The sequence below is a fragment of the Gimesia chilikensis genome (assembly GCF_007744075.1).
Lineage (GTDB): Bacteria > Planctomycetota > Planctomycetia > Planctomycetales > Planctomycetaceae > Gimesia > Gimesia chilikensis_A.
This window is the reverse complement of record NZ_CP036266.1, coordinates 659122-678227: the sequence shown is the minus strand read 5'-3', so window position 1 is coordinate 678227 and position 19106 is coordinate 659122. Positions and strand designations below refer to the sequence as shown.

At 54.8% G+C, this 19106-nt stretch carries 13 protein-coding genes; 6 read left to right on the top strand and 7 right to left on the bottom strand.

Annotation, left to right across the window (positions count from 1 at the left end):
• The first annotated feature begins 41 nt into the window (after positions 1-41).
• Positions 42-674 (top strand): CPBP family intramembrane glutamic endopeptidase, encoded by a 633-nt coding sequence (locus tag HG66A1_RS02680; RefSeq protein ID WP_145180592.1) that lies wholly within the window; start codon positions 42-44, stop codon positions 672-674.
• A 69-nt stretch (positions 675-743) separates the two neighbouring features.
• Here HG66A1_RS02680 and HG66A1_RS02675 read toward each other — a convergent pair whose 3' ends face one another.
• The 3 genes from HG66A1_RS02675 to tyrS all read right to left on the bottom strand — a co-directional run bounded on the left by HG66A1_RS02675 (position 744) and on the right by tyrS (position 4581).
• A complete protein-coding gene (locus HG66A1_RS02675) occupies positions 744-1916 on the bottom strand; it encodes a TlpA family protein disulfide reductase (protein ID WP_145180589.1) in 1173 nt (390 codons plus the stop codon).
• Between the two features lie 182 nt (positions 1917-2098).
• A complete protein-coding gene (locus tag HG66A1_RS02670; RefSeq protein ID WP_145036334.1) occupies positions 2099-3175 on the bottom strand; it encodes a Gfo/Idh/MocA family protein in 1077 nt (358 codons plus the stop codon).
• A 182-nt stretch (positions 3176-3357) separates the two neighbouring features.
• Positions 3358-4581: a tyrosine--tRNA ligase gene (tyrS, locus tag HG66A1_RS02665; RefSeq protein ID WP_145180587.1), complete on the bottom strand. Its 1224-nt coding sequence runs from the start codon at positions 4579-4581 to the stop codon at positions 3358-3360.
• 316 nt (positions 4582-4897) lie between these two features.
• Here tyrS and HG66A1_RS02660 point away from each other — a divergent pair, with 316 nt between their 5' ends.
• A complete protein-coding gene (locus HG66A1_RS02660) occupies positions 4898-5743 on the top strand; it encodes a SirB1 family protein (RefSeq protein ID WP_145180585.1) in 846 nt (281 codons plus the stop codon).
• Between the two features lie 3 nt (positions 5744-5746).
• On the opposite strand, the gene HG66A1_RS02655 is transcribed toward HG66A1_RS02660, so the two are convergent.
• Positions 5747-6265: a hypothetical protein gene (locus HG66A1_RS02655; RefSeq protein ID WP_145180583.1), complete on the bottom strand. Its 519-nt coding sequence runs from the start codon at positions 6263-6265 to the stop codon at positions 5747-5749.
• A gap of 362 nt (positions 6266-6627) precedes the next feature.
• Positions 6628-8406 (bottom strand): tetratricopeptide repeat protein, encoded by a 1779-nt coding sequence (locus HG66A1_RS02650; RefSeq protein WP_145180581.1) that lies wholly within the window; start codon positions 8404-8406, stop codon positions 6628-6630.
• 148 nt (positions 8407-8554) lie between these two features.
• Between HG66A1_RS02650 and HG66A1_RS02645 the strand changes: the two genes are divergently transcribed.
• Positions 8555-9391: a sugar phosphate isomerase/epimerase family protein gene (locus tag HG66A1_RS02645; protein WP_145180579.1), complete on the top strand. Its 837-nt coding sequence runs from the start codon at positions 8555-8557 to the stop codon at positions 9389-9391.
• Positions 9392-9441: 50 nt separating this feature from the next.
• Here HG66A1_RS02645 and HG66A1_RS02640 read toward each other — a convergent pair whose 3' ends face one another.
• Complete coding sequence (locus HG66A1_RS02640) at positions 9442-14667, bottom strand: PVC-type heme-binding CxxCH protein (RefSeq protein WP_145180578.1); 5226 nt, start codon at positions 14665-14667, stop codon at positions 9442-9444.
• 68 nt (positions 14668-14735) lie between these two features.
• Positions 14736-15851, bottom strand: a complete 1116-nt coding sequence (locus HG66A1_RS02635) for a Gfo/Idh/MocA family protein (protein WP_145180576.1) — start codon at positions 15849-15851, stop codon at positions 14736-14738.
• Between the two features lie 267 nt (positions 15852-16118).
• Between HG66A1_RS02635 and HG66A1_RS02630 the strand changes: the two genes are divergently transcribed.
• The 3 genes from HG66A1_RS02630 to HG66A1_RS02620 all read left to right on the top strand — a co-directional run bounded on the left by HG66A1_RS02630 (position 16119) and on the right by HG66A1_RS02620 (position 19106).
• On the top strand, positions 16119-17279 hold the full coding sequence (locus HG66A1_RS02630) for a XylR family transcriptional regulator (RefSeq protein WP_145180574.1): 1161 nt from the start codon (positions 16119-16121) through the stop codon (positions 17277-17279).
• A 129-nt stretch (positions 17280-17408) separates the two neighbouring features.
• Positions 17409-17759 carry a hypothetical protein gene (locus HG66A1_RS02625; protein ID WP_145180572.1) on the top strand — a complete coding sequence of 117 codons (351 nt, stop codon included), beginning with the start codon at positions 17409-17411 and terminating at the stop codon, positions 17757-17759.
• Positions 17760-17876: 117 nt separating this feature from the next.
• Entirely contained in the window at positions 17877-19106 is a 1230-nt protein-coding gene (locus tag HG66A1_RS02620) for an acyltransferase family protein (RefSeq protein WP_145180570.1), read from the top strand.

Here is a 19106-nt window from a genome sequence, read left to right as displayed (position 1 = left end):
AATCCCATTATCCTTGAACTTAGAGAGTGAACCCCTGCCCGATGTCGAACCCGGACGACGAACAAGAACTGGATGACAATCCACCCCAGGATCAGCAACTTTTAATTCTGGGCGGCTCCCTGTTCTCCATCGGCATCATCCTCGCTGCGTTCGGATTTGGCTGGGCTCTGGATATCAACCCGCTGGCGAATCTGAACTGGAGTTGGTCGGCACTCATCATTGGCACGCTGGCTGCGCTGCCCATGTTCGGATTCTTCCTGCTCACGATGAAACTCCCCTTCCAGGCATTTCACAAGATCAATCAGTTTTTGCTCGACGAAATCGGCCCCCGTATCGTCAAGGCGTCTGTGCTGGAAGTGTTCATCCTCTGTATCTTCATCGGCCTGGGAGAAGAACTGCTCTTTCGCGGGGTTCTGCAATCCTGGTCCAACCAGTTTGGGGTGGTCTATGCCATCATCTTCACCAATCTGCTCTTTGGCATTCTACACTCGGTCACCCGCGTCTACGTCATCGTCGCGTCGCTGATGGGCGTCTACCTCAGCCTGCTGCTGATCCTCTTCACACCACAGAACCTGCTGATCCCGATCACCACACACACGGTCTACGACTTCCTCTGCTTCATGATGCTCATCCGCATCTACCGCCAACAGACAGCCGAGACCGCTGCTGAATAAACGAGTGAATTCCTCACCTGCAATCCACCTGAAGGGTTGTCACAGGTGACATCCAACATTGTAAATACATCACTTCGACTCGATGAGCTGCTTCAGCTTTTCACGATCCTCTTTTTTCGAAAGCGTCAGATTACCAAATACGTTTCCCTGCCGATCGATCACAATCAAAGTCGGAAATTGATTGATCCCGTATGCAACACTCATTCGTGAAAAGGCAAATGAGTCACCTCCAGGCGTGAATGCCAGCTTTCGATTCCGTGTCAGCGCGACAGGGAAATCAATCTGCTGTCCCTTCCAGACCTTTTCACGGACCTGGGACAGTTTTTCATCCATCTCCCTGATCGAATCCACTTCGTCATCCACACCATGCGATACGTGAACTCCTATAATTGCCAGATCGTCTTGCGAAAACTCTTCCCGTAACCGAAACAGTTCTGGAATGCCATGCACTACACAAGGTCCACACCACCAGCCCCAGAATTCCAGCAGAACGACTTTACCCTTAAGTTGTGAGAGCTTGACTGGCTCATTTTTCCACTCCTGAATGTCAACGATTTCAGGAGCAGGCTTACCTTCCAGCAAGACCCAGTTCAGAGCCGGAGCATCGGCGGCTTCTACATCATGGCTTGTTCGCCCCACTTCGATCTCGATCGTTTTTTCGATCGGGCAGATCGTTTCTCCAGCAGCAACCAGAGTGTATTTCCCCGGCGGTAGGTAGAAATGCAGCGTTGATCCTGTCTGGCTGCACCACAGACAGGTCATATTCTCCGCCCCACAGAAACCACGGATGGCACCAGTCCCTTTTCCGATTTGCTCCAGCTGACTGCTCCGAATCGTCCAGCTTACATGACACTCCGGGAGCATGGTCAGCACGAGTGGCGACTGACTCTCGTCTAGGAGATCAGTCCGCTTCACAGCGACCAGCCCCCGTTCTGCATGCCGTGCGTAAAACATACCTCGATACTTGTCTTTGTTGTGTAACCGGATGATCCCCTCTGCATCAGACTTTTCTTCAAAATGCCCGAAAGTCCATTTTGCTCCCTGCTGCCGATCATATCCATTGACCATCACCACCATCCCGGTCTGCGCTCCGGCGACTGGCTTTCCTGTCTCATCTACAAGCTGGACTGTCAGAAATGGCTGGGACTCGGCGACTACTTCTTTCTGGATTTCATCCGCAAGTGCCAGCTGTGTCACATTCAGCAGGCACATCAGCATGAGCAATATCAGACACCGTCGCATGTTTCGCTCCTCAGAATTTACTGCTACCTGTCCCCCTTCGAAGATAAACCGCCACTTCACTTTTGTCTATTAAATTTGATTATTCTCAGCTGGAGGTTCCTGCCCGCTCTGGCACAGTCCGTAAAAAAAGCAGGACGGGCTCTCCTTAACCCGTCCTGCTTTAATTGGCATCCGTTCCAGATTTACTTGTTCTTCGGAATCCGGGGATCCCGTTTCAGAGGCAGTGAAACCTGTTTGCCGGTCCAGGAAGACTGATAGATCGCCAGAATGATTTCGACACTCTTACGACCATCGTTACCGTCTACCAGCGGCTTTTTGCCGGTCTTGATTGACTTGATGAAGTCTTTCAACTGTTCCATATGCCCGGCGTAAGAAATCGCCGAAGGATCGCTGGCACCGCCGGTGTTACCGGTCGACTTACCCAGCTCCTCACGGATCTTCGCATCACGGGCCTGTTCTTTGGAGAACTCCCAGTGCAGTACGTCGTCCTGCTCGATGATCACGGTTCCCTCGGTACCCGAGATTTCCGTCTTCTTGAGCAGACCGGGATAAACACTGGTGGTCGCTTCGATCACACCCAGGGCACCATTCTTGAAACGAATGGTAGCCACACCGGTATCTTCGACTTCGATCCGCTCGTGAGCCAGAGTGCCGGTCATGCCGTTCACATCGGCCACTTCACCCATGAACCAGAACAACAGGTCGACGTTATGAATCGCCTGATTCATGTAAGCGCCGCCGCCGTCCAGTTTCCAGGTACCACGCCATCCGCCGCTGTCGTAATATTCCTGTGTCCGCCACCATTTGACGTAGGTATCGCCCAGGGTCAGCTTGCCGAAGCGGCCTTTTTCGATGGCCTTCTTCAATTCCACATTGGCAGCGCCAAAGCGGGACGGCATGATTGTCGCCAGCTGAACTTTATTTTTCTTACAGGCGTCGATGATCGCATCACACCGCTTCAGAGTAATTTCCAGCGGCTTTTCCACAACGACGTGCTTGCCGGCATTTGCGGCAGCAACCGCCGGATCCATGTGGGCGCCACTGGGGGTGCAGATGGTGACGACGTCCACTTCCGGATCGGCCAGCATCTCATCCAGCTCATGATAGGCTGTGCAACCATTCGCTTCTGCAAACTTATCAGCTGATGCTGGAAACTGATCATAACAGGCGACCAGCTTGGCACCACGAATCTCTTCGAGCGCCTTTGCATGAAAATTCGAAATCATGCCACAGCCGACAATTCCAAATCCTGTTGCCATAACTGTTGCTTTCTGTGTTTCTTTTGAAATATGTAATACTTCACCCGCTACGGTGAAGCACGATTCTACTGCGCGATCGTTAATACCACGTTTTACGAAGTATTCCTCATGAATGCAATCCGCGCGGAATCATTTCCCCTGATTGCAAATAGAAACGCACAGAGAATACAAAGTGCTTTGACTTAATCGACCAGATCCACCTGACAGAATCGTTTCTTGCCCACCCATAACAGCAGACCCGACGCCACGGGAATCGCCTGATCATGTGATTCAATCCGGTCCTTATCGGCCCCCATTTTGGCACCTCCCTGCTGGATCGAACGTCGAGCATCGCTGGTTGAACCACACAGGCCGGTCACTTTCAACAGGTTCGCTGCCGCCAGAGTTCCGTCCTCATTCAGATCGGATTTCGAAATCTGCACGACCGGAATATCGGAAGGCATCCCACCAGAGCCAATCTCCCTCTGCCAGCGTTCGGCGGCATCATCTGCTGCAGCCGCGTCGTGGTATTCGGTGATAATGGTTTTCGCCAGCTTGACCTTGGCCTCCTTGGGATGTCCCCCCAGGATCGTCTTCACTTCATCCAGCGGGAAATCTGTCAGCAGCTCAAAGAACATCTGCATGCTGTCGTCTGAAAGCTGCATGAATTTTTTCATCATCTCATACGGGGCTTCGCTGATCCCGATATAGTTCCCCAGGCTTTTCCCCATTCGCCGCACGCCATCAGTACCCACCAGAATCGGCGACATCACACTGACCTGCTGTCGGATTCCCTGGTCTTTCTGCAGGTCCCGCGCCAGCATGAACGAATACAGTTGCTCCGTTCCTCCCAGCTCCACGTCTGCTTTGATCTCAACTGAATCCCAGGCCTGCATAATCGGATACAGGCACTCGTGCAGGTAAATCGCCGCCTCTTCCTTATAACGCTTCGAAAAGTCGTCGCGTGTCAGCAACTGGGCGACGGTCACTTTGCTGCACAGTTCCAGGATGTCCGCGAAGTTCATCTTGCTGAACCAGTCCCCGTTCCGGACGACTTCAGCATTGTTCAGGTCGATCACTTTCCCCACCTGGTTCAGGTAATCGGTGGCATTCGCTTCGACCTGCTCTGCTGTCAGACGGGCCCGGGTTTCGTCACGTCCGGAGGGATCGCCCACCAGCGCCGTGTAATTTCCGATAATGATTACCGCCTGGTGTCCCAACTCCTGAAACTGACGCATTTTCCGCATCGGCACCGTGTGCCCTAAATGGAGGTCAATCCCTGTAGGATCGATACCATATTTAATCCGCAAAGGCGTGCCGGTCTCGCGGCTCCATTTCAGTTTTTCTGCCAGTTCCTGTTCGGGAACGATCTTCTCGACACCACGGCCGATAATAGCCAGTTGCTCTTCCACAGGCAAAAATTGCATTGTATCTCAGACTTTTCTCACAAATCAGGGAATCAGTTACACGGTCCTGCTCATTGTGTCGACTCGCCCCGCGAGCGTCAATCAAAGCAGGACGCTGTATGTCTGTTATTTTGGCTGATCTGCCCGGAAGACCGACTCCGACCCCGTCTGCTTGTCTTTTTTACAAACCATCCCCGTTTTTCGCTGAAGCAAAAAAGTGGCATTGATCGAAGCCGCGATCATCGGTTAAAAATAAGTTCCACGGCAGATGTCCTCCCCGTCTGCAACTGACTCTTTCCTGAATCCTGCCCGTTCCTCCTGACAAAGTTCGTCTCTGATGGACCTTAAGCAAATATTTCAGTTCAAACAGGATCCCGAATTTTCCCGGCTCCTGCACCACGACAAGCAGATTGATCTCACAAAAGCCGCACTCGAGCTGGCCCGTGATGATCAACCAGACCTCGTCTTTGAACACGTTCTGATCTGGGTCCGCCAGCGGGCCTGCGAACTTTCGGGCCGCGTCGCCCTCGCGGAAGATGACCGCGCACTGGTGCAATGCCTTGTCCAGTGCCTGGCCGGTCAGCACGGACTGGGGGGAGATACCATCTGCTACCACCAGGCGGAAGGCAGCTACCTGAATCATGTCATCGAAAGCCGCCAGGGACTCCCGATTTCGCTCTCCCTGATTTACATGGCAGTCGGCAAAGAACTGGGCATCGACATTCACGGTGTCGCCGCCCCCCTGCAGTTCCTGGTTCGCTACGATGCCCAGGATGGCCCGCTGTTTATCGATCCCTACTCGAAAGGGACGATCTACAGCGAGGAGGAATGTCTTAACCGGCTGGGCGAACTCGGAGAATTTCCCCGGAGTGTATTAAAACGCCTGTTGCAACCGGCCACCCATCGGGAAATCATCATTCGTATGCTGATGAACCTGAAACGCATTCATGAAGAGCGTCAGGATTTTGCACGTGCCTGGAATGTGCAGCGACGACTGTGTGCCCTGCACCCGCTCTCCAGTACACATAAGAAGGATCTGGCTGCGCTCAGTTTCAAAACGCAGAAACTCGGACTCTCCGTCGAACTGCTGGAAAACTGCCTCAAAAGCTGTCCCGAATCCGAACAGGATGACCTCCAGCTCATGCTGCAGAAAGTGCACACCGAACTGGCTCAGTGGAATTGAAGCTCAGCCTGTCTCAGACAGACTCGCATCCATGCCGATCTGGTACAGAAACCGCCCACCACTCTGGAACAGGTGCGCTTGGGAAAATCGACTCCAGGCCAGACTGACCACGATAAACTCACGTTCGGCCTGTTCCAGGTCGAATGTGATCGCGACCTCGCGCGACAGGATCGGCATATCGTGAAAGAAGGAGATGCCTTCGATCGAAAGATTCCGGCACTCAACGATAGTCAGTTCCGAACTCAGTGATTTTGTCTTCGGGTCAAAGAAGGCCAGACCGATCTGACGCTCGCAGGGAATCCGATGCCACCGGCGACTGCTCAATGAAAACGGTTCCAGGTTCCAGCTGGCGACAATCGAATCCGCCAGCTTGTTCAACTCGGGAATCCGTCGCAGACAGGGAAACTTCTGAGTCTCCTGCAGAAACGCCGTTCGTTTGTCCGGGCTGAGTTTATGGATTGCATCCTCGATCTGAGGGGATGAGACAGATTCTCTCGCAGGCACCTTGATCATATCTCGCATTGATTCACTCATCGCTAAACGTATCAGAAAGGACTCCAGAGCTGTACGGCCCGGAATATCTTGAATTGATTTCAGTCATGTCGGGAGAAGTGCATTCGTTGAAACATGCCTGACGGGGTTTCAGGGAGAGAGATACCAGAAATCTAGCCTGCAAAGAATTTCTGGTCAAATTGTTCCAGCAGAACAACACAGCCCGAAAGCCTCTGTTTTCCCTGCAACCGGGCCCAGACCGCATAACCGGACTTGAGACGCCTGCTTCTCTAATCGGCAAAGACGCCAGTCGCGTATGAGTTTACGACGTGAGAAAACGTTCATCCCGCATGAGATGAGGCGGATCACTCATTTTGCATTTTCACTGGAAATCAGGGGGCGTCCTGACTGAACTTCTGCTCCAGAGCCGCTTTCACGTCCTCGACCACGGGCCCCCAGTCGCCCAGTTCCGCCTGCCGAAAGAGACGCGCTGTCGGATACCAGGGACTGTCACTCCGATCCAGCAACCAGCGCCATTCAGGAAGACGCGATACCAGAATCCAGACCGGTACTCCCAGACCTCCTGCCAGATGGGCACAGGCCGTGTCGGTTGTAATCATCAGATCCAGATTTTGCATCAAAGCAGCGGCTTCAGTAAAATCACCAACTTCTGCCTGGTACTCCGGCCCCGGTTGCCAGAGTTTTCCGGCCGCTTCAAATGACGCCAGCTGGTCTAAGCCATTCACCTGCTGCACGCTCACAAATAGTACGCCAGCCACTTCCAGCAGAGGAGATAGCTGCTCCAGCGGAATCGAGCGGAATTCATCCCGGGGAAACTGCAGATTCCCGCTCCAGTTCAAACCCACTTTTTTGCCTTCCAACGCTGAGAGCACGTCGCTCCAGTGCGCCGTCCGCTCCGCGGCAGGTTGAAAGAGGGGCACCTCGCCGGGAATCGTCTTCAGGCTGGTTTCCAGAAAACGGGGTACACTCAACAGGGAGCACTGATAGTCACATTCGACAACCGGATCTCCGGGAACCAGCAGTTCATCAATCTCCTCAATGCTCTTTAACAGACCGGCCAGTTCCGGCTGAATGAGTACCAGTACTCGTCCTGCCCCGCGGCGTTTCAATTCGCTGGCAAAACGAATAAACATCAAAGTGTCTCCGAAGCCCTGTTCGCACCACAGGCAGATCGACTTCCCTTCCAGTGGTTCTCCCTGCCAGGCGGGGCCGGGGTAACTCATGCGCGTTGATGTATCGATGTCGGACCGACGCTCATACCCCTCCCAGCCAGCCTGTAAGTCACCTGTCAGCATGCGTGTGGTCGCCAGATTGAATTCCGCAATCGGAAAATGAGGCCGCAGTTCTAATGCTTTTTCGAAGTTCACACAGGATTCATCAAAGCGATGCGACAGCCGCAACGCGTTCCCCAGGTTGTTATATCCCTCGGGCTGATCGGGGGCTGCTTCGATGGAACGCTCTGCTGTCTGAATCGCCGCCGGGATATTACCCATGCATTCCAGCACGTAACTCAGGCTCACCAGAATCTGGTAATGACCGGGGTGGGTCTCCAGCATCGCCTCATAGAGTTCCACCGCTTCGGGGTATTGACGCTGCAGCACCAGCACATAGGCCAGCTTCATGGAAAGATTGAAATCCCCGGACGCCTGCTGCAACAGTTCCCGGTAGATCTCTTCCGCTTCCGCGAAGCGACGCGCCACTTTCAACACGTCTGCCAGTTTCTCATACGTCTCGGGGCTCCCGCTCTGTTCGTATGATTTCCGGAAGCATTTAACCGCATCAGCCAGTAGTCCTCGGCTCTCAAACAGGCTCCCCAGGTTAAAATAGGCCCGCTCATAATGGGGATTCAGACGCAGCGCGTGCTCGAAAGACTGACCGGCTTCCTGCCATTTCCCGATCGCATGATAGGCCACACCCAGATTATTATGGGCGTCTGGCAGTTCCGGATTGAGCTGAATCACCTTCAGGAAGCTCTGAATACTCAGATCCAGATGCCCCCGCTGCAGTTGCAGTGTTCCCAGGTAGTAGCGGGGCTCCCAGTGGCGGGGGTCCTGTTCCAGCAATTGCTGGTAGACAGCTTCTGCCTGATCCAGTTGCCCTGCATGGTGATGCGTCAACGCGGTATTGAGTAATTCCTGAACCTCAGACATCCGAGAACTCCATCCGTGCCTGTGCCATGTGAGCTCCGCTCCAGGACTTTAGGCTAGTAGCTTTGAATTTCATCTGAAGTCAAAGTAACATGCTGAAAGCAGTACTGCAACAACGGTTCGCTGATCACTGATATAGAAAGTCGAATGCATGGCCGCCCTCGTTTCCTGCCTGACCAACTCCTACGGTCGCTTTGGTCCCGTCGCCGCGATCGAAAACATCCGCGATGCCGGAATCGATCACCTCGAACTCAACATCAAAAACCACGGCGTCCCCTCGTTCTTCAAAGAGACTCCGCTGCTCACGGAAGCCTCCACCGCTGAGGATATCGCGCACGTCAAAGATCTGTTGAAACAACACCATGTGAAACTCTCGAGCTGCAACATTACCACCGGCAATCCCCTCGATCCGGAAGTCGTCATCAAGACGAAACGAAAGCTCGACCTCGCTCATCAGCTGGGTGTCAAACTCGTTGTAGGCGGCGCAGGAGAAATCGAACAGGAATCGGATCGTGACACCCTCTACCAGCACCTCCGTGAAATCGGCGATTACGCAGGAGCACAGGGCATCACCTACTGCTTCGAAACACATCCCGGCATCTGCGTCAACGCAGCCGGCATGCTCCGCACCATGCAGGACCTGGATCACCCGAACCTGCGGCTCAACTTCGACACCGGCAACATCAATTACTACAACGAGCACGCGAATGTTCTGGAGTCCCTGCACGAGGTCGTCACCTGGGTCAAACACGTGCACCTCAAGGATTCCTACTGCAAATTCAAGGACTGGAATTTCGCCGCCCTGGGCGAAGCGGGAGGCGTTGACTTCTTGAAGATCCGCTACATCCTGGAAGACAATAACTTCAATGGTCCCTACAGTCTCGAAATCGAAGGCATCGAAGGGGAACCGGAGCTGACGCTGGAAGAACATCACAACCGCGTCAAGCAGAGTGTAGTCTACCTGCGGGAGTGCGGCTTTTTTGAGTGAATACACAGGCTGGCCCTCTTGCTGAAAGACCAGCCTGCCTTGCAACAGCTTTAATCCCGGGGAGGATCCAGGCGCAATTCCAGATCCTTAAAGCGGACCTCCATCGGCCCGCCAGAATGAATCTGAAACGCCAGAATGCCGGACTTGGCTCCCTGGGGGTCATTCAGATCCGTGCACAATTTACCGTTGATGTAAGTCCGAATCCGCGGGCCGACAGCAACCACCCGGTATTCATTCCAGTCCCCTTCACGGACATGCTGCTCTCCGGATTCCTTGAATAACAGACCCCGGCCATGTTCTTCATACAGCTTGCCCCACCAGCCGGCACCGATGTCGGCCTGGTACCCTTTGACATGGCCTCCTGGCTGCAGACTGCTGCGGAACTGAATCCCGCTGTTCCCTGCATTCGGGGTGAGCTTTACTTTGACCTTCAGTTCGAAATCACCGACCAGCATGTCACTCACCAGGAACTCATTCCGCTTGATCCCCGGCGAACGGCCTACAATCTCACCGTTCTCCACGAACCAGAGCTGACTGTCCCCCGTCCAGCCGGTCAGATCTTGACCGTTAAAGAACTGCTTCAGATTCTCCGGCGTCGCCTTCATCGGCACCTGGCCGGGGCTCGCCAGATATTTGACCAGCGAACGTACCTCGATCCGGCTCAGCTGTTTCCACAGGTTATCAGGCATCATCGACTTGTCACTCAGGCTCATCTCGTCGATTTCGTCACGAGGAATAATCACCGTCTCGTTCGCCGTCGCGACCGTCACCGCGTTCTTATCTTCCTTCTTGATGATCCCGGTAATAATCCGCCCTGATTCCGTGACAATCACGGCCGGCTGATAATCCTTCGCCATCACCGCACTCGGATCGACCACGTTCGACAGCAGATAATCGAGGTTGGCCCGGTTCGAACCGGTCAGTTCCGGACCAATGCTGGCTCCTGTTCCAAACAGCTTATGGCACTGTTGGCAGGTCTTCGCAAAAATCGCCCGTCCCAGGTTGATATCAGGCGTCGGATGCGGTCGCTCGATCATATTCTTATAGCTGGCGATCAGTTTTTTCTTATCCGCTGCCGACTCGCGGACAACGCCCCATACCTTACCGATCTTGGCATTCAGCTCTTTATCTTTGAGATTCCCCAGCTGACGGATAATTTCCGCAGACAGATCCTTGGAAGGGACTTCACCCGCTTCGACCGCAGCCACCAGCTGCTCCGCGAAATTCAAACGACTTGCCAGCGTATTTAACGCATCCCGCTTCTCATTCAAATCGTACTGAGGATACCGCTCCAGGATCGCAGTCGCGATCGCTGCATCCGGGTAACCGGCCAGCCCCCGCAGTGCTTCGCGGCGGATTCCCTTCTGATCCAGCAACGGAATCAGAATTGGCACCAGTTGCGGATCCCGGACTCCCAGCAGACTATCCAAGGCCGACTTCCGTCCCGCCAGATCGTTCTTCTGGTCCGCGACGATTTCCCGCAAGCGCTGCATTGCCGCCGGGTCACCAAAGGTCACCGCCAGCGACAAAGAACGTGACTTCACCACCGGATCCTGGCTCGCCATCAGTCGTTTACCCACACTCTTCCAGGGTACCGGCATCGGAAACTGGCGTCGTCCCCGCAGTGCGCTGTTAATCGAATCCAGAAAGACTTTTTGCTCATCCGCAGCCTGTGCATCTCCCAGCTGTTCCACCAGAAACGCGACCGCCTCTTCCGTTCCGATATCCGCGATCCGCCGCAATGTGTACGACTCGATCAGCGGAATCTTCGCATCTTTCGCCAGGGCATAGGCTTGCTGCATATCATGCGGTGCCAGCGGCTCCAGGGCATACCAATAGAGCAGCGGCAGATTATGATCGTGCTGATCTTCCGCGTGACTCACCAGACCTTTGAGAATTCCCGCCCGCTGATCCAGTGGCAGCCGGTTGGCCGCTGATCCCAGGTAGAGACGCACCACCGGTGAAGGATCCTGCTTCGCCAGTGCTTCCATTGTTTCCAACAACTGCTTTGACGGCTCTCCCGTCTCCAGCGCCAACTGTATCGCCCAGCCCCGCATGAATTCGCTCGGGTCTTTTAAAGCCTGCATCACTTTCGCTTCCGAAAGTCCCCCCGTCACATGCAGGGCCCACAATCCTCGCAGGCGACGCGTCACGTCGTCATTACCGAAGGCAATCTCCGCCAGTTGTGCGTGCACTTCCGGGTCGGCACCACGCTCCTGCAGAATGCGTCGGGACTGCCGCACGTACCAGTCGTTCTCGTGCAGTTGCAGCTTGACCAGCTCAGCACTCGTCAGTTTTTGCAGATCGACTTTGACCGGCTTCGCATCGTTATATGCCACGCGAAAAATCCGCCCGTTCGAACGGTCGTGCTTTTGAAATTCACGATGATGGCACTGGTTCGTGTCATACCAGTCAATGAAATAGACCTGCCCGTCCGGACCGTACCGCAGATACAGAATCTGTGAGGAACGATCGTTCGCATACAGGAAATCGGGAGCGAAGTCGCCAATATATCCCGACCCTTCGCGGGCCAGCTGATCCTGATTCAAACGGGCACCATGAATGTTATTCATGAACAACTGATTGTGATACTTCTTCGGCCAGCTGCCTCCCAGGTAGATCATCGCCCCGGCATGCGCGTGTCCCCCGCCCACCCGGTCTGAAGCGACCCGGTCCGACTGGTTCCATTGCCCACCGGTCCAGTGCCGGTGTTTGGCAATCGTTTTAATGTCGTCGTAAGTGTAAGGATTGAAATGCTGCCCTGCCTGTCTGCGATAGCGTGCGTTCTGAACAATATGAAACAGGTGCGGAATCACACAGCAGGTCAGAAAGCACTGCCCCTGATCGTTGAAGTCCACACCCCACGGGTTACTCGTCCCGTGCGCAAAGACTTCGAATTCGTGCCGCGTCGGATGATACCGCCAGATCCCGGCATTGATCGGCTGTCGCTGATCATCGGGGGTACCCGGCTTCCCGACCCGGGAATGCGTAAACACACCGTGGCAGCCGTAGAGCCAGCCATCCGGCCCCCAGATGAACGAGTTCAACGTTTCGTGCGTATCTTCGTAATGCCAGCCGTCCAGTAGAATCTCGGGTTCTCCGTCTGGCTTATCGTCGCCGTTCTTATCGGGAATGAACAGCAGGTACGGCGCCTGCCCCACCCACACGCCGCCAAAACCGACTTCCAGACCGCTCACCAGGTTCAGCTTCTCCTGAAAGACTTTCCGCGTCTCAAATTTGCCGTCGGCATCTTTGTCTTCGAAAATCAGAATCCGGTCTTTCCCTTTTCCCTCCGGCTGCTTGCTGGGATAGGCATACGATTCCGCCACCCACAAACGCCCGCGATCGTCAATCGTCATCGCGATCGGCTGCTGCACATCAGGTTCGGCAGCAACCAGTGAGACCGAAAACCCGTCCGGTACCGACATCACTTCCGCCGCCTTCTTTCCGGGCAGACCGTCATACTTTTGTGTATGCTCCTGCGCGGGGGCTCCACTGTCCGCTACTTCCAGTTGTGCGGGCTTTTTATCGTGGAAGCGGAAATGATCGAAGTTAATGTGTCCCCAGCCTCCCTTATGCTGATCCACCAGTCGAATGAAGATCTCTTTGCCCTGGTATTTCGTCAGATCCACCAGCTCCTGGTGCATCCGCTCATTGTTGCGACCACTGGCTTTCGCGATCACCTTGTTTGTCGCCCGGTCCACAATTTCGACACGCGTCGAATCGTGACTTCCGCCACCGACATAAAACGTGGCATAAGGATGTGTCACTTTGATCGAAGCCGAAGACAGTGTCCCCACGGGCACATCTTCCAGCACCTCATAGGTACCCACCCAGTACTGTCCCTGGTGATTGCTCACCATATCACGACGACGCGCCTTGACCGTATCCCCTTTGACCGGCTGCGAACGGAATGCCTCTCCCTCCGAAACCCAGTCTTTCAGATCACCGGTCTCGAAATCGAGATTCAACCGTCGTCCGTCTGCGTTTGTAGCGAAATGCTCGCCCGGCTTGAGTTCATTCTTCACCGAGACTTTCTTGGGCACATACTTTTTCGGCTGTGCCTTTTTCCAGGTCGCTTCATCTACTTTCACCTGTTTATGCTTCAGCAGATATGTGCCCGACTTATTCCCCACTACCAGATCCGGGAGCTTGTTCCCCGTCACATCGCCGGCGACCACCTGGGTCCCCACTCCCGACTTGTCATTAATCTGGTAAGGCAGAAAATCCACACCCTTCGGCGTCCGCACAATTTTAAACCAGTAGTTGACCGGCGGTTCTTTCGCTCCCGGATCATGCCCCTGGTGCGCCCAGAACCGTTTCCCGGTTACAATGTCCTTAATCCCGTCGCCGTCCATGTCCACCAGATCGACGGCGTGCAACTGTGAGAAGACCACTCCATACTTGTTCTCTTCAGGCTTGCTCCCCATGATCGGATGCTCGACGAACGTAATCTCGCCATCTTTCTTGACGTTCTCAAACCAGGAGAGACCATACGCGTGGGCCGCCTTGCTGGTGATCACATCCTGGTCCCCGTCGCCATCCACGTCGTAAGCGTACATCTGCGAACCGCCCGCACCAGTAAACTTAAATGGGTGCCGAGTCCAGAAACCGGCTTTCTGCAGATCAGCCGGTTGTTCCCACCAGCCGTTCTTCTCGAGGATGTCCTGCTTTCCGTCGCCATTCACATCACCCACACCCAGCCCGTGCGTAAAGCGACCATACTTCAGATTGGGCGAGACCGCATGAAAGCTCCAAGGCTTCGTCGGATCTTTCCCCGGCCCCGCATAGCCGAGCTGTCCCCCCGTGTGGAACACCAGTTCCGGCTCTCCATCCCCAGTCAGGTCGGTATACGTCGGCGACTCGTTATCGACCACCGGATGCGCCAGGTACCGCTTCCAGTGCCCCGACTGTTTCTGCGGATTCGCATACCAGTAAGCTTCCTTACCGGGGAACCCGATGATCACAATATCGGGCCACTCATCCTTGTTGACATCATTCACAAATGCAAAGAAGTTGTCGGAATAGCCGTTAATGCTCCATTCCTTGACCGGATAGTACTCGTGCTTCGTTTTGAAATCCGGCCCCGCATACCAATACGGTCCGGAAATCAGATCTTGGTGACCGTCCCGGTTCAGATCGCCGAAGGTCGCCCCTTCCGCATAGAACTTATCCCCCAGTTGCAGACGGTCAAACTGGTGGAGCGTGAACTCCTCTGCAGCAGCCAGCGGTGCCGCCAGAATCAGCGATAACAGGAACAGGGAGTAACGAGCCATAACGGTCCCCTCGAATATCTATGTGAATGATGTCAATCGAATTAAAAGCGAAATGTGACGTACGCCAGTTATTCCAGTGTGAACTCGGGCAGCTTGCGAATGTCGCCCCCTGCCACAGCAGACTCATGTGCCAGAATTCCTACACTGGTCCAGTTCGCAGACAGCGGGGCATTTGGCCAGGGATCAGTGTCTTCCACCAGCGACTTCAGGAACGCATGCACCAGGTGCGGATGCGAACCACCGTGCCCGGCCCCCTGCAGAAACGAGAGATGGTCGGCGTCATGAATCGCCCGGGTGAAATTCTGAATTTCAGGCGGCAGCAGATGTGCGTAATCGGGCACTTCCACACGCTCGGGAATTTCCGGTTCCGGTTTCTTCGCCGTATGCAGCACCGGGTTCTCCCCTTCGATTAGAGGCCACTCAAACGATTTTTTCGTGCCATACACGTCGACCGATTCCCGGTACTGCCGCGCGGTATCAAACAGGAACCGCCAGATGTGAGCCGCGATATCGGAATCCTTGATCTTGATGTGACACGTCTCCACAGCGAATTTGTTGCCCGACTTTTCCGCAATGTCGTCGTTCACGGTCCCGGAACCAAAGCAGCTCACATACTCGGCCCGACCGTTGACCATCCCCAGCACCGGACTCACCACGTGCGTTGCATAATGCATCGGGATCATCCGCTCCCAGTACTCGGGCCAGCCTTCCATGTCCTGCGGGTGACTGGCCTGCATGTACTGAATCTTGCCCAGCTCCCCTTTGTCATACATCTCCTTGATGAAGAGAAACTCGCGGCTGTAAACCACCGTCTCCATCATCATGTATTTCAGTCCGGTCTCTTTGACCGTCTTGACGATTTCTTCGCACTCCGCCACCGTCGTCGCCATCGGCACCGTACACGCCACGTGCTTCCCTGCCTTCAACGCTTTAATCGACTGCGGAGCATGATCGGGAATCGGCGTATTAATATGGACGGCATCCACATCAGGATCCGCCAGCAGCTCGTCGTAAGAGGTATAACGTTTCTCAATCCCGAACGTATCGCCGATCTCGTTCAGATGATCTTCCGAACGCTGACAGATCGCATACATGTTGGCATTCGGATGCGCCTGGTAAATGGGAATGAACTCGGCACCAAATCCCAGACCGACAATCGCGACATTCATCTGTTTCTCACTCATGGCATTCCTTCTACGCTGCAGGAGAGACTCTCTGTTTGATCCGGTTCCCTCATCAGGGGAACCCGGCCCATTTTCTTTATTGTAAATGCCCCCTGATCGAGTACCATGTAAACTTGCGCATAATAAATTGAGATATTTCACCGCACAACAAAACTGCCCTCATCCATGCTATCAGGGGTCTGAGACCGTTTGCCAGACGAGCTGTCACGGAATCCCTTTAAGAATATTACATTTACGTCGCCCTCAATTCCGCCCGAAACCGGCTCTATGAAATCACGCCCCTCAATCGCCCTGCTCATCGAATCATCCAACTCCTATGCCCGCGGACTCTTACGTGGCATCATGGCTTACATCCACGAGCACCACTCCTGGTCGATCTACCTCCCCGAACATGGCCGAGGCAACGTCCCCGTCAACTGGCTCAACAGCTGGCACGGCGACGGCATCATCGCGCGAATTGAAAACACGAAGACCGCCGAAGCCGTCGTGAACTCCGGCGTCCCGGCCGTCGATGTCAGTGCCGCCCGTCTGGCCCCCTCCCTCCCCTGGGTCGAAACCGATGACCGCGCCATCGCCTCCCTGGCCGCGCAGCACCTCATCGAACGCGGCTTCGAGCACTACGCCTTCTGCGGCGATCATCGCTTCAACTGGTCCCGCTGGCGGGAAGACCATTTCCAGAACGTCATCCAGGACGCCGGCTTCACCTGTCACGCCTATCCGCAGACCGCCGGTCGCAAACAGGCGCCCCCCTGGGAAGCCGAACAGCAACGCCTGGCCGACTGGATTCAGCAACTCCCCAAACCGGTCGGCATCATGGCCTGTTACGACATTAAAGCGCAGCAACTGCTCGATGTCTGCCGTACGATCAACGTCTCTGTTCCCGAAGAGGTCGCCATCATCGGCGTGGACAATGATGAAATTCTCTGTAACCTCTCCGAGCCTCCCCTCTCCAGCGTGATCCCCAACACGCGTCTCACCGGCTACGAAGCAGCCGCCCTGCTCGATCGCATGATCGCCGGCGAACCGGTCTCTTCAGACGCTCATCTCATCAAACCTCTGGGTATTGCCACGCGCCAGTCCACCGATATCCAGGCCATCGACGACAAACTGATTTCCGACGCCGTCCGCTTCATCCGCCAGCAGGCCTGCGAAGGCATTAACGTGCAGGACGTTTTAAAGTCGGTCCCCCTCTCCCGGCGGGTCCTCGAAAGCCGCTTCCAGAAAATCATCGGCCGCTCACCACACGAAGAGATCATGCGCATCCGCCTCGATCGTGTAAAACAGTTGCTCGAAGAAACCGAACTCCCTCTGATCGAAATCGCCAGCCGCACCGGCTTTCGCCACTCCGAATATCTGAACGTCGCCTTCAAAAAACAGACCGGCACCACCCCCGGCCAGTTCCGCCGCGAACAAAAACAGACGCGCTGAACTGCATTCTCAAAAAATATCAAATCCACGCGTGATCTTTCCCCGCTTCTCCCGCCTGAATCAGAGAGCCGGTCGCACAACCGCCGCACCGTCCCTCAAATTTCCGCATTCAGACGAGAGGTCACTCCGATGCAACAACCTCAGGTATCCCCCTTTAAACGATTTCATCTCCTGGCTTACACCATCTTCTGGGGCGGAGAATTCCTGATCATGTTCCTGGCGTACCTCGTAAAACAGGTTTTCAACATCACCCCACATGGAATGGACCTCCTGATGATCGGACCGGCGTGGGTCCTCATGTTTGTGGGGGCGGTCCTGTTATTGATCGGAAACTTTCATCTGCATCTCATCGGGAACCGAGTTACCGATCTGATTCTGGGCCTGGTCAGTGCCATCATTCAGGCGGGAGCGAATTTTGTAGCCTGGTTCGTCATCTGGTTCATCTTTCTCACCGAAGTGCTGGGTATTAATATCTGTTGAGGGTTCAGCAAATTCAGAACTATCCTGTTTCAATTCGTCCAGCAAACCGTATATTAGTAGAGATTAATACTTAGCACATTTGCTTTTTCCTTAATCTCGACGAATTGATAAAACAGCATGACAGACACCGCCCCGGCTGCGACCGCTGACAAAAACCGGAAACGCATCGTCTCCCTCGACCAGTTCCGGGGCTACACCGTAGCGGGCATGTTCCTTGTGAACTACATGGGCTTCTTCATCCTCTGCCCGATCGTGCTCAAACATCACAATACATACTGCAGTTATGCTGACACGATCATGCCCCACTTCCTGTTCGCGGTCGGCTTTGCTTATCGATTGACCTTCGGCAGACGGATACAGACCCAGGGGGCCGTCTCGGCTTACCTGCGGGTAGTCAGACGCCTGCTGGGACTGGTAATGGTCTCGCTGATCATCTACCGCGTCTCACCGGTCGCGAAAAGCTGGAGCGAACTGCAGTCGATCGGCGTCTGGGGCGCCATTGCCGATCCACTCAAACGTAACTGGTTCCAGACGCTGATGCACATCGCCGTCACCTCGCTCTGGATCACGCCCGTGATCCGCGCCCGGGCCTCCGTGCGGATCGTCTATATGCTCTTTTCCGCCGCCGCGCATGTGGTGCTCTCGTACTACTTTTATTTCACCTGGGTCAACTCGCCCCCCAACGGCATCGACGGCGGACCGCTGGGCTTTCTGACCTGGACCATCCCCGCCATCATCGGCACGCTCGCCTGCGACTGGGTCGTGGAAGCAGAAGGACTGCCCCGCATCAAGCCCATCCTGTTCTGGTCGTGTGCGTTGATGCTTTCAGGCTGGATCATCTCCTGTGGGACCCGTCTCTATGATGTGCCCGCAATAGATCAATCCATGGCAGGCAACCAGGATCTGAAACTGGCCATCCATCCGGTCATTCCTACAGAAGCACAATTCAAAGCCAAAGAGGGAGAGCCGTTCTCCGCTTATCTGGCGGAACCTCCGTTTGTCAAACCGCCGGAGCAGGATCAGCGAAAATGGAACTACTGGATGATGAGCCAACGGGCGGGAACACTCTCGTACCTCGTCTTCTCAGCGGGACTGTCACTGTTCGTCTACCTGTTGTTTCACCTCGCCTGCGATCGAGGCAACCTGAATATCCCCCTGTTTCGCACGCTGGGAACCAACGCTCTGGCCGCCTACATTCTGCACGACCTCGTCATGGAATCCATCAAGCCCTTCGCCACGAAAGACGCTCCCTGGTGGTACGCCTGGGGCAGTTTCCTGCTCTTCTTCTGGATCACATGGCTGATTGTCCGGCATCTGGAGAAGAACCAGATCCACCTCAAACTCTGA

Excerpts from the sequence above, each read along its gene's own strand:
- HG66A1_RS02645 (WP_145180579.1), top strand. The coding sequence starts at position 8,555 with ATGGCCGCCCTCGTTTCCTGCCTGACCAACTCCTACGGTCGCTTTGGT.
- HG66A1_RS02660 (WP_145180585.1), top strand. The coding sequence starts at position 4,898 with ATGGACCTTAAGCAAATATTTCAGTTCAAACAGGATCCCGAATTTTCC.
- HG66A1_RS02655 (WP_145180583.1), bottom strand. The coding sequence starts at position 6,265 with ATGCGAGATATGATCAAGGTGCCTGCGAGAGAATCTGTCTCATCCCCT.
- HG66A1_RS02670 (WP_145036334.1), bottom strand. The coding sequence starts at position 3,175 with ATGGCAACAGGATTTGGAATTGTCGGCTGTGGCATGATTTCGAATTTT.
- HG66A1_RS02630 (WP_145180574.1), top strand. The coding sequence starts at position 16,119 with ATGAAATCACGCCCCTCAATCGCCCTGCTCATCGAATCATCCAACTCC.
- HG66A1_RS02635 (WP_145180576.1), bottom strand. The coding sequence starts at position 15,851 with ATGAGTGAGAAACAGATGAATGTCGCGATTGTCGGTCTGGGATTTGGT.
- HG66A1_RS02680 (WP_145180592.1), top strand. The coding sequence starts at position 42 with ATGTCGAACCCGGACGACGAACAAGAACTGGATGACAATCCACCCCAG.
- HG66A1_RS02650 (WP_145180581.1), bottom strand. The coding sequence starts at position 8,406 with ATGTCTGAGGTTCAGGAATTACTCAATACCGCGTTGACGCATCACCAT.
- HG66A1_RS02640 (WP_145180578.1), bottom strand. The coding sequence starts at position 14,667 with ATGGCTCGTTACTCCCTGTTCCTGTTATCGCTGATTCTGGCGGCACCG.
- tyrS (WP_145180587.1), bottom strand. The coding sequence starts at position 4,581 with ATGCAATTTTTGCCTGTGGAAGAGCAACTGGCTATTATCGGCCGTGGT.
- HG66A1_RS02675 (WP_145180589.1), bottom strand. The coding sequence starts at position 1,916 with ATGCGACGGTGTCTGATATTGCTCATGCTGATGTGCCTGCTGAATGTG.
- HG66A1_RS02625 (WP_145180572.1), top strand. The coding sequence starts at position 17,409 with ATGCAACAACCTCAGGTATCCCCCTTTAAACGATTTCATCTCCTGGCT.
- HG66A1_RS02620 (WP_145180570.1), top strand. The coding sequence starts at position 17,877 with ATGACAGACACCGCCCCGGCTGCGACCGCTGACAAAAACCGGAAACGC.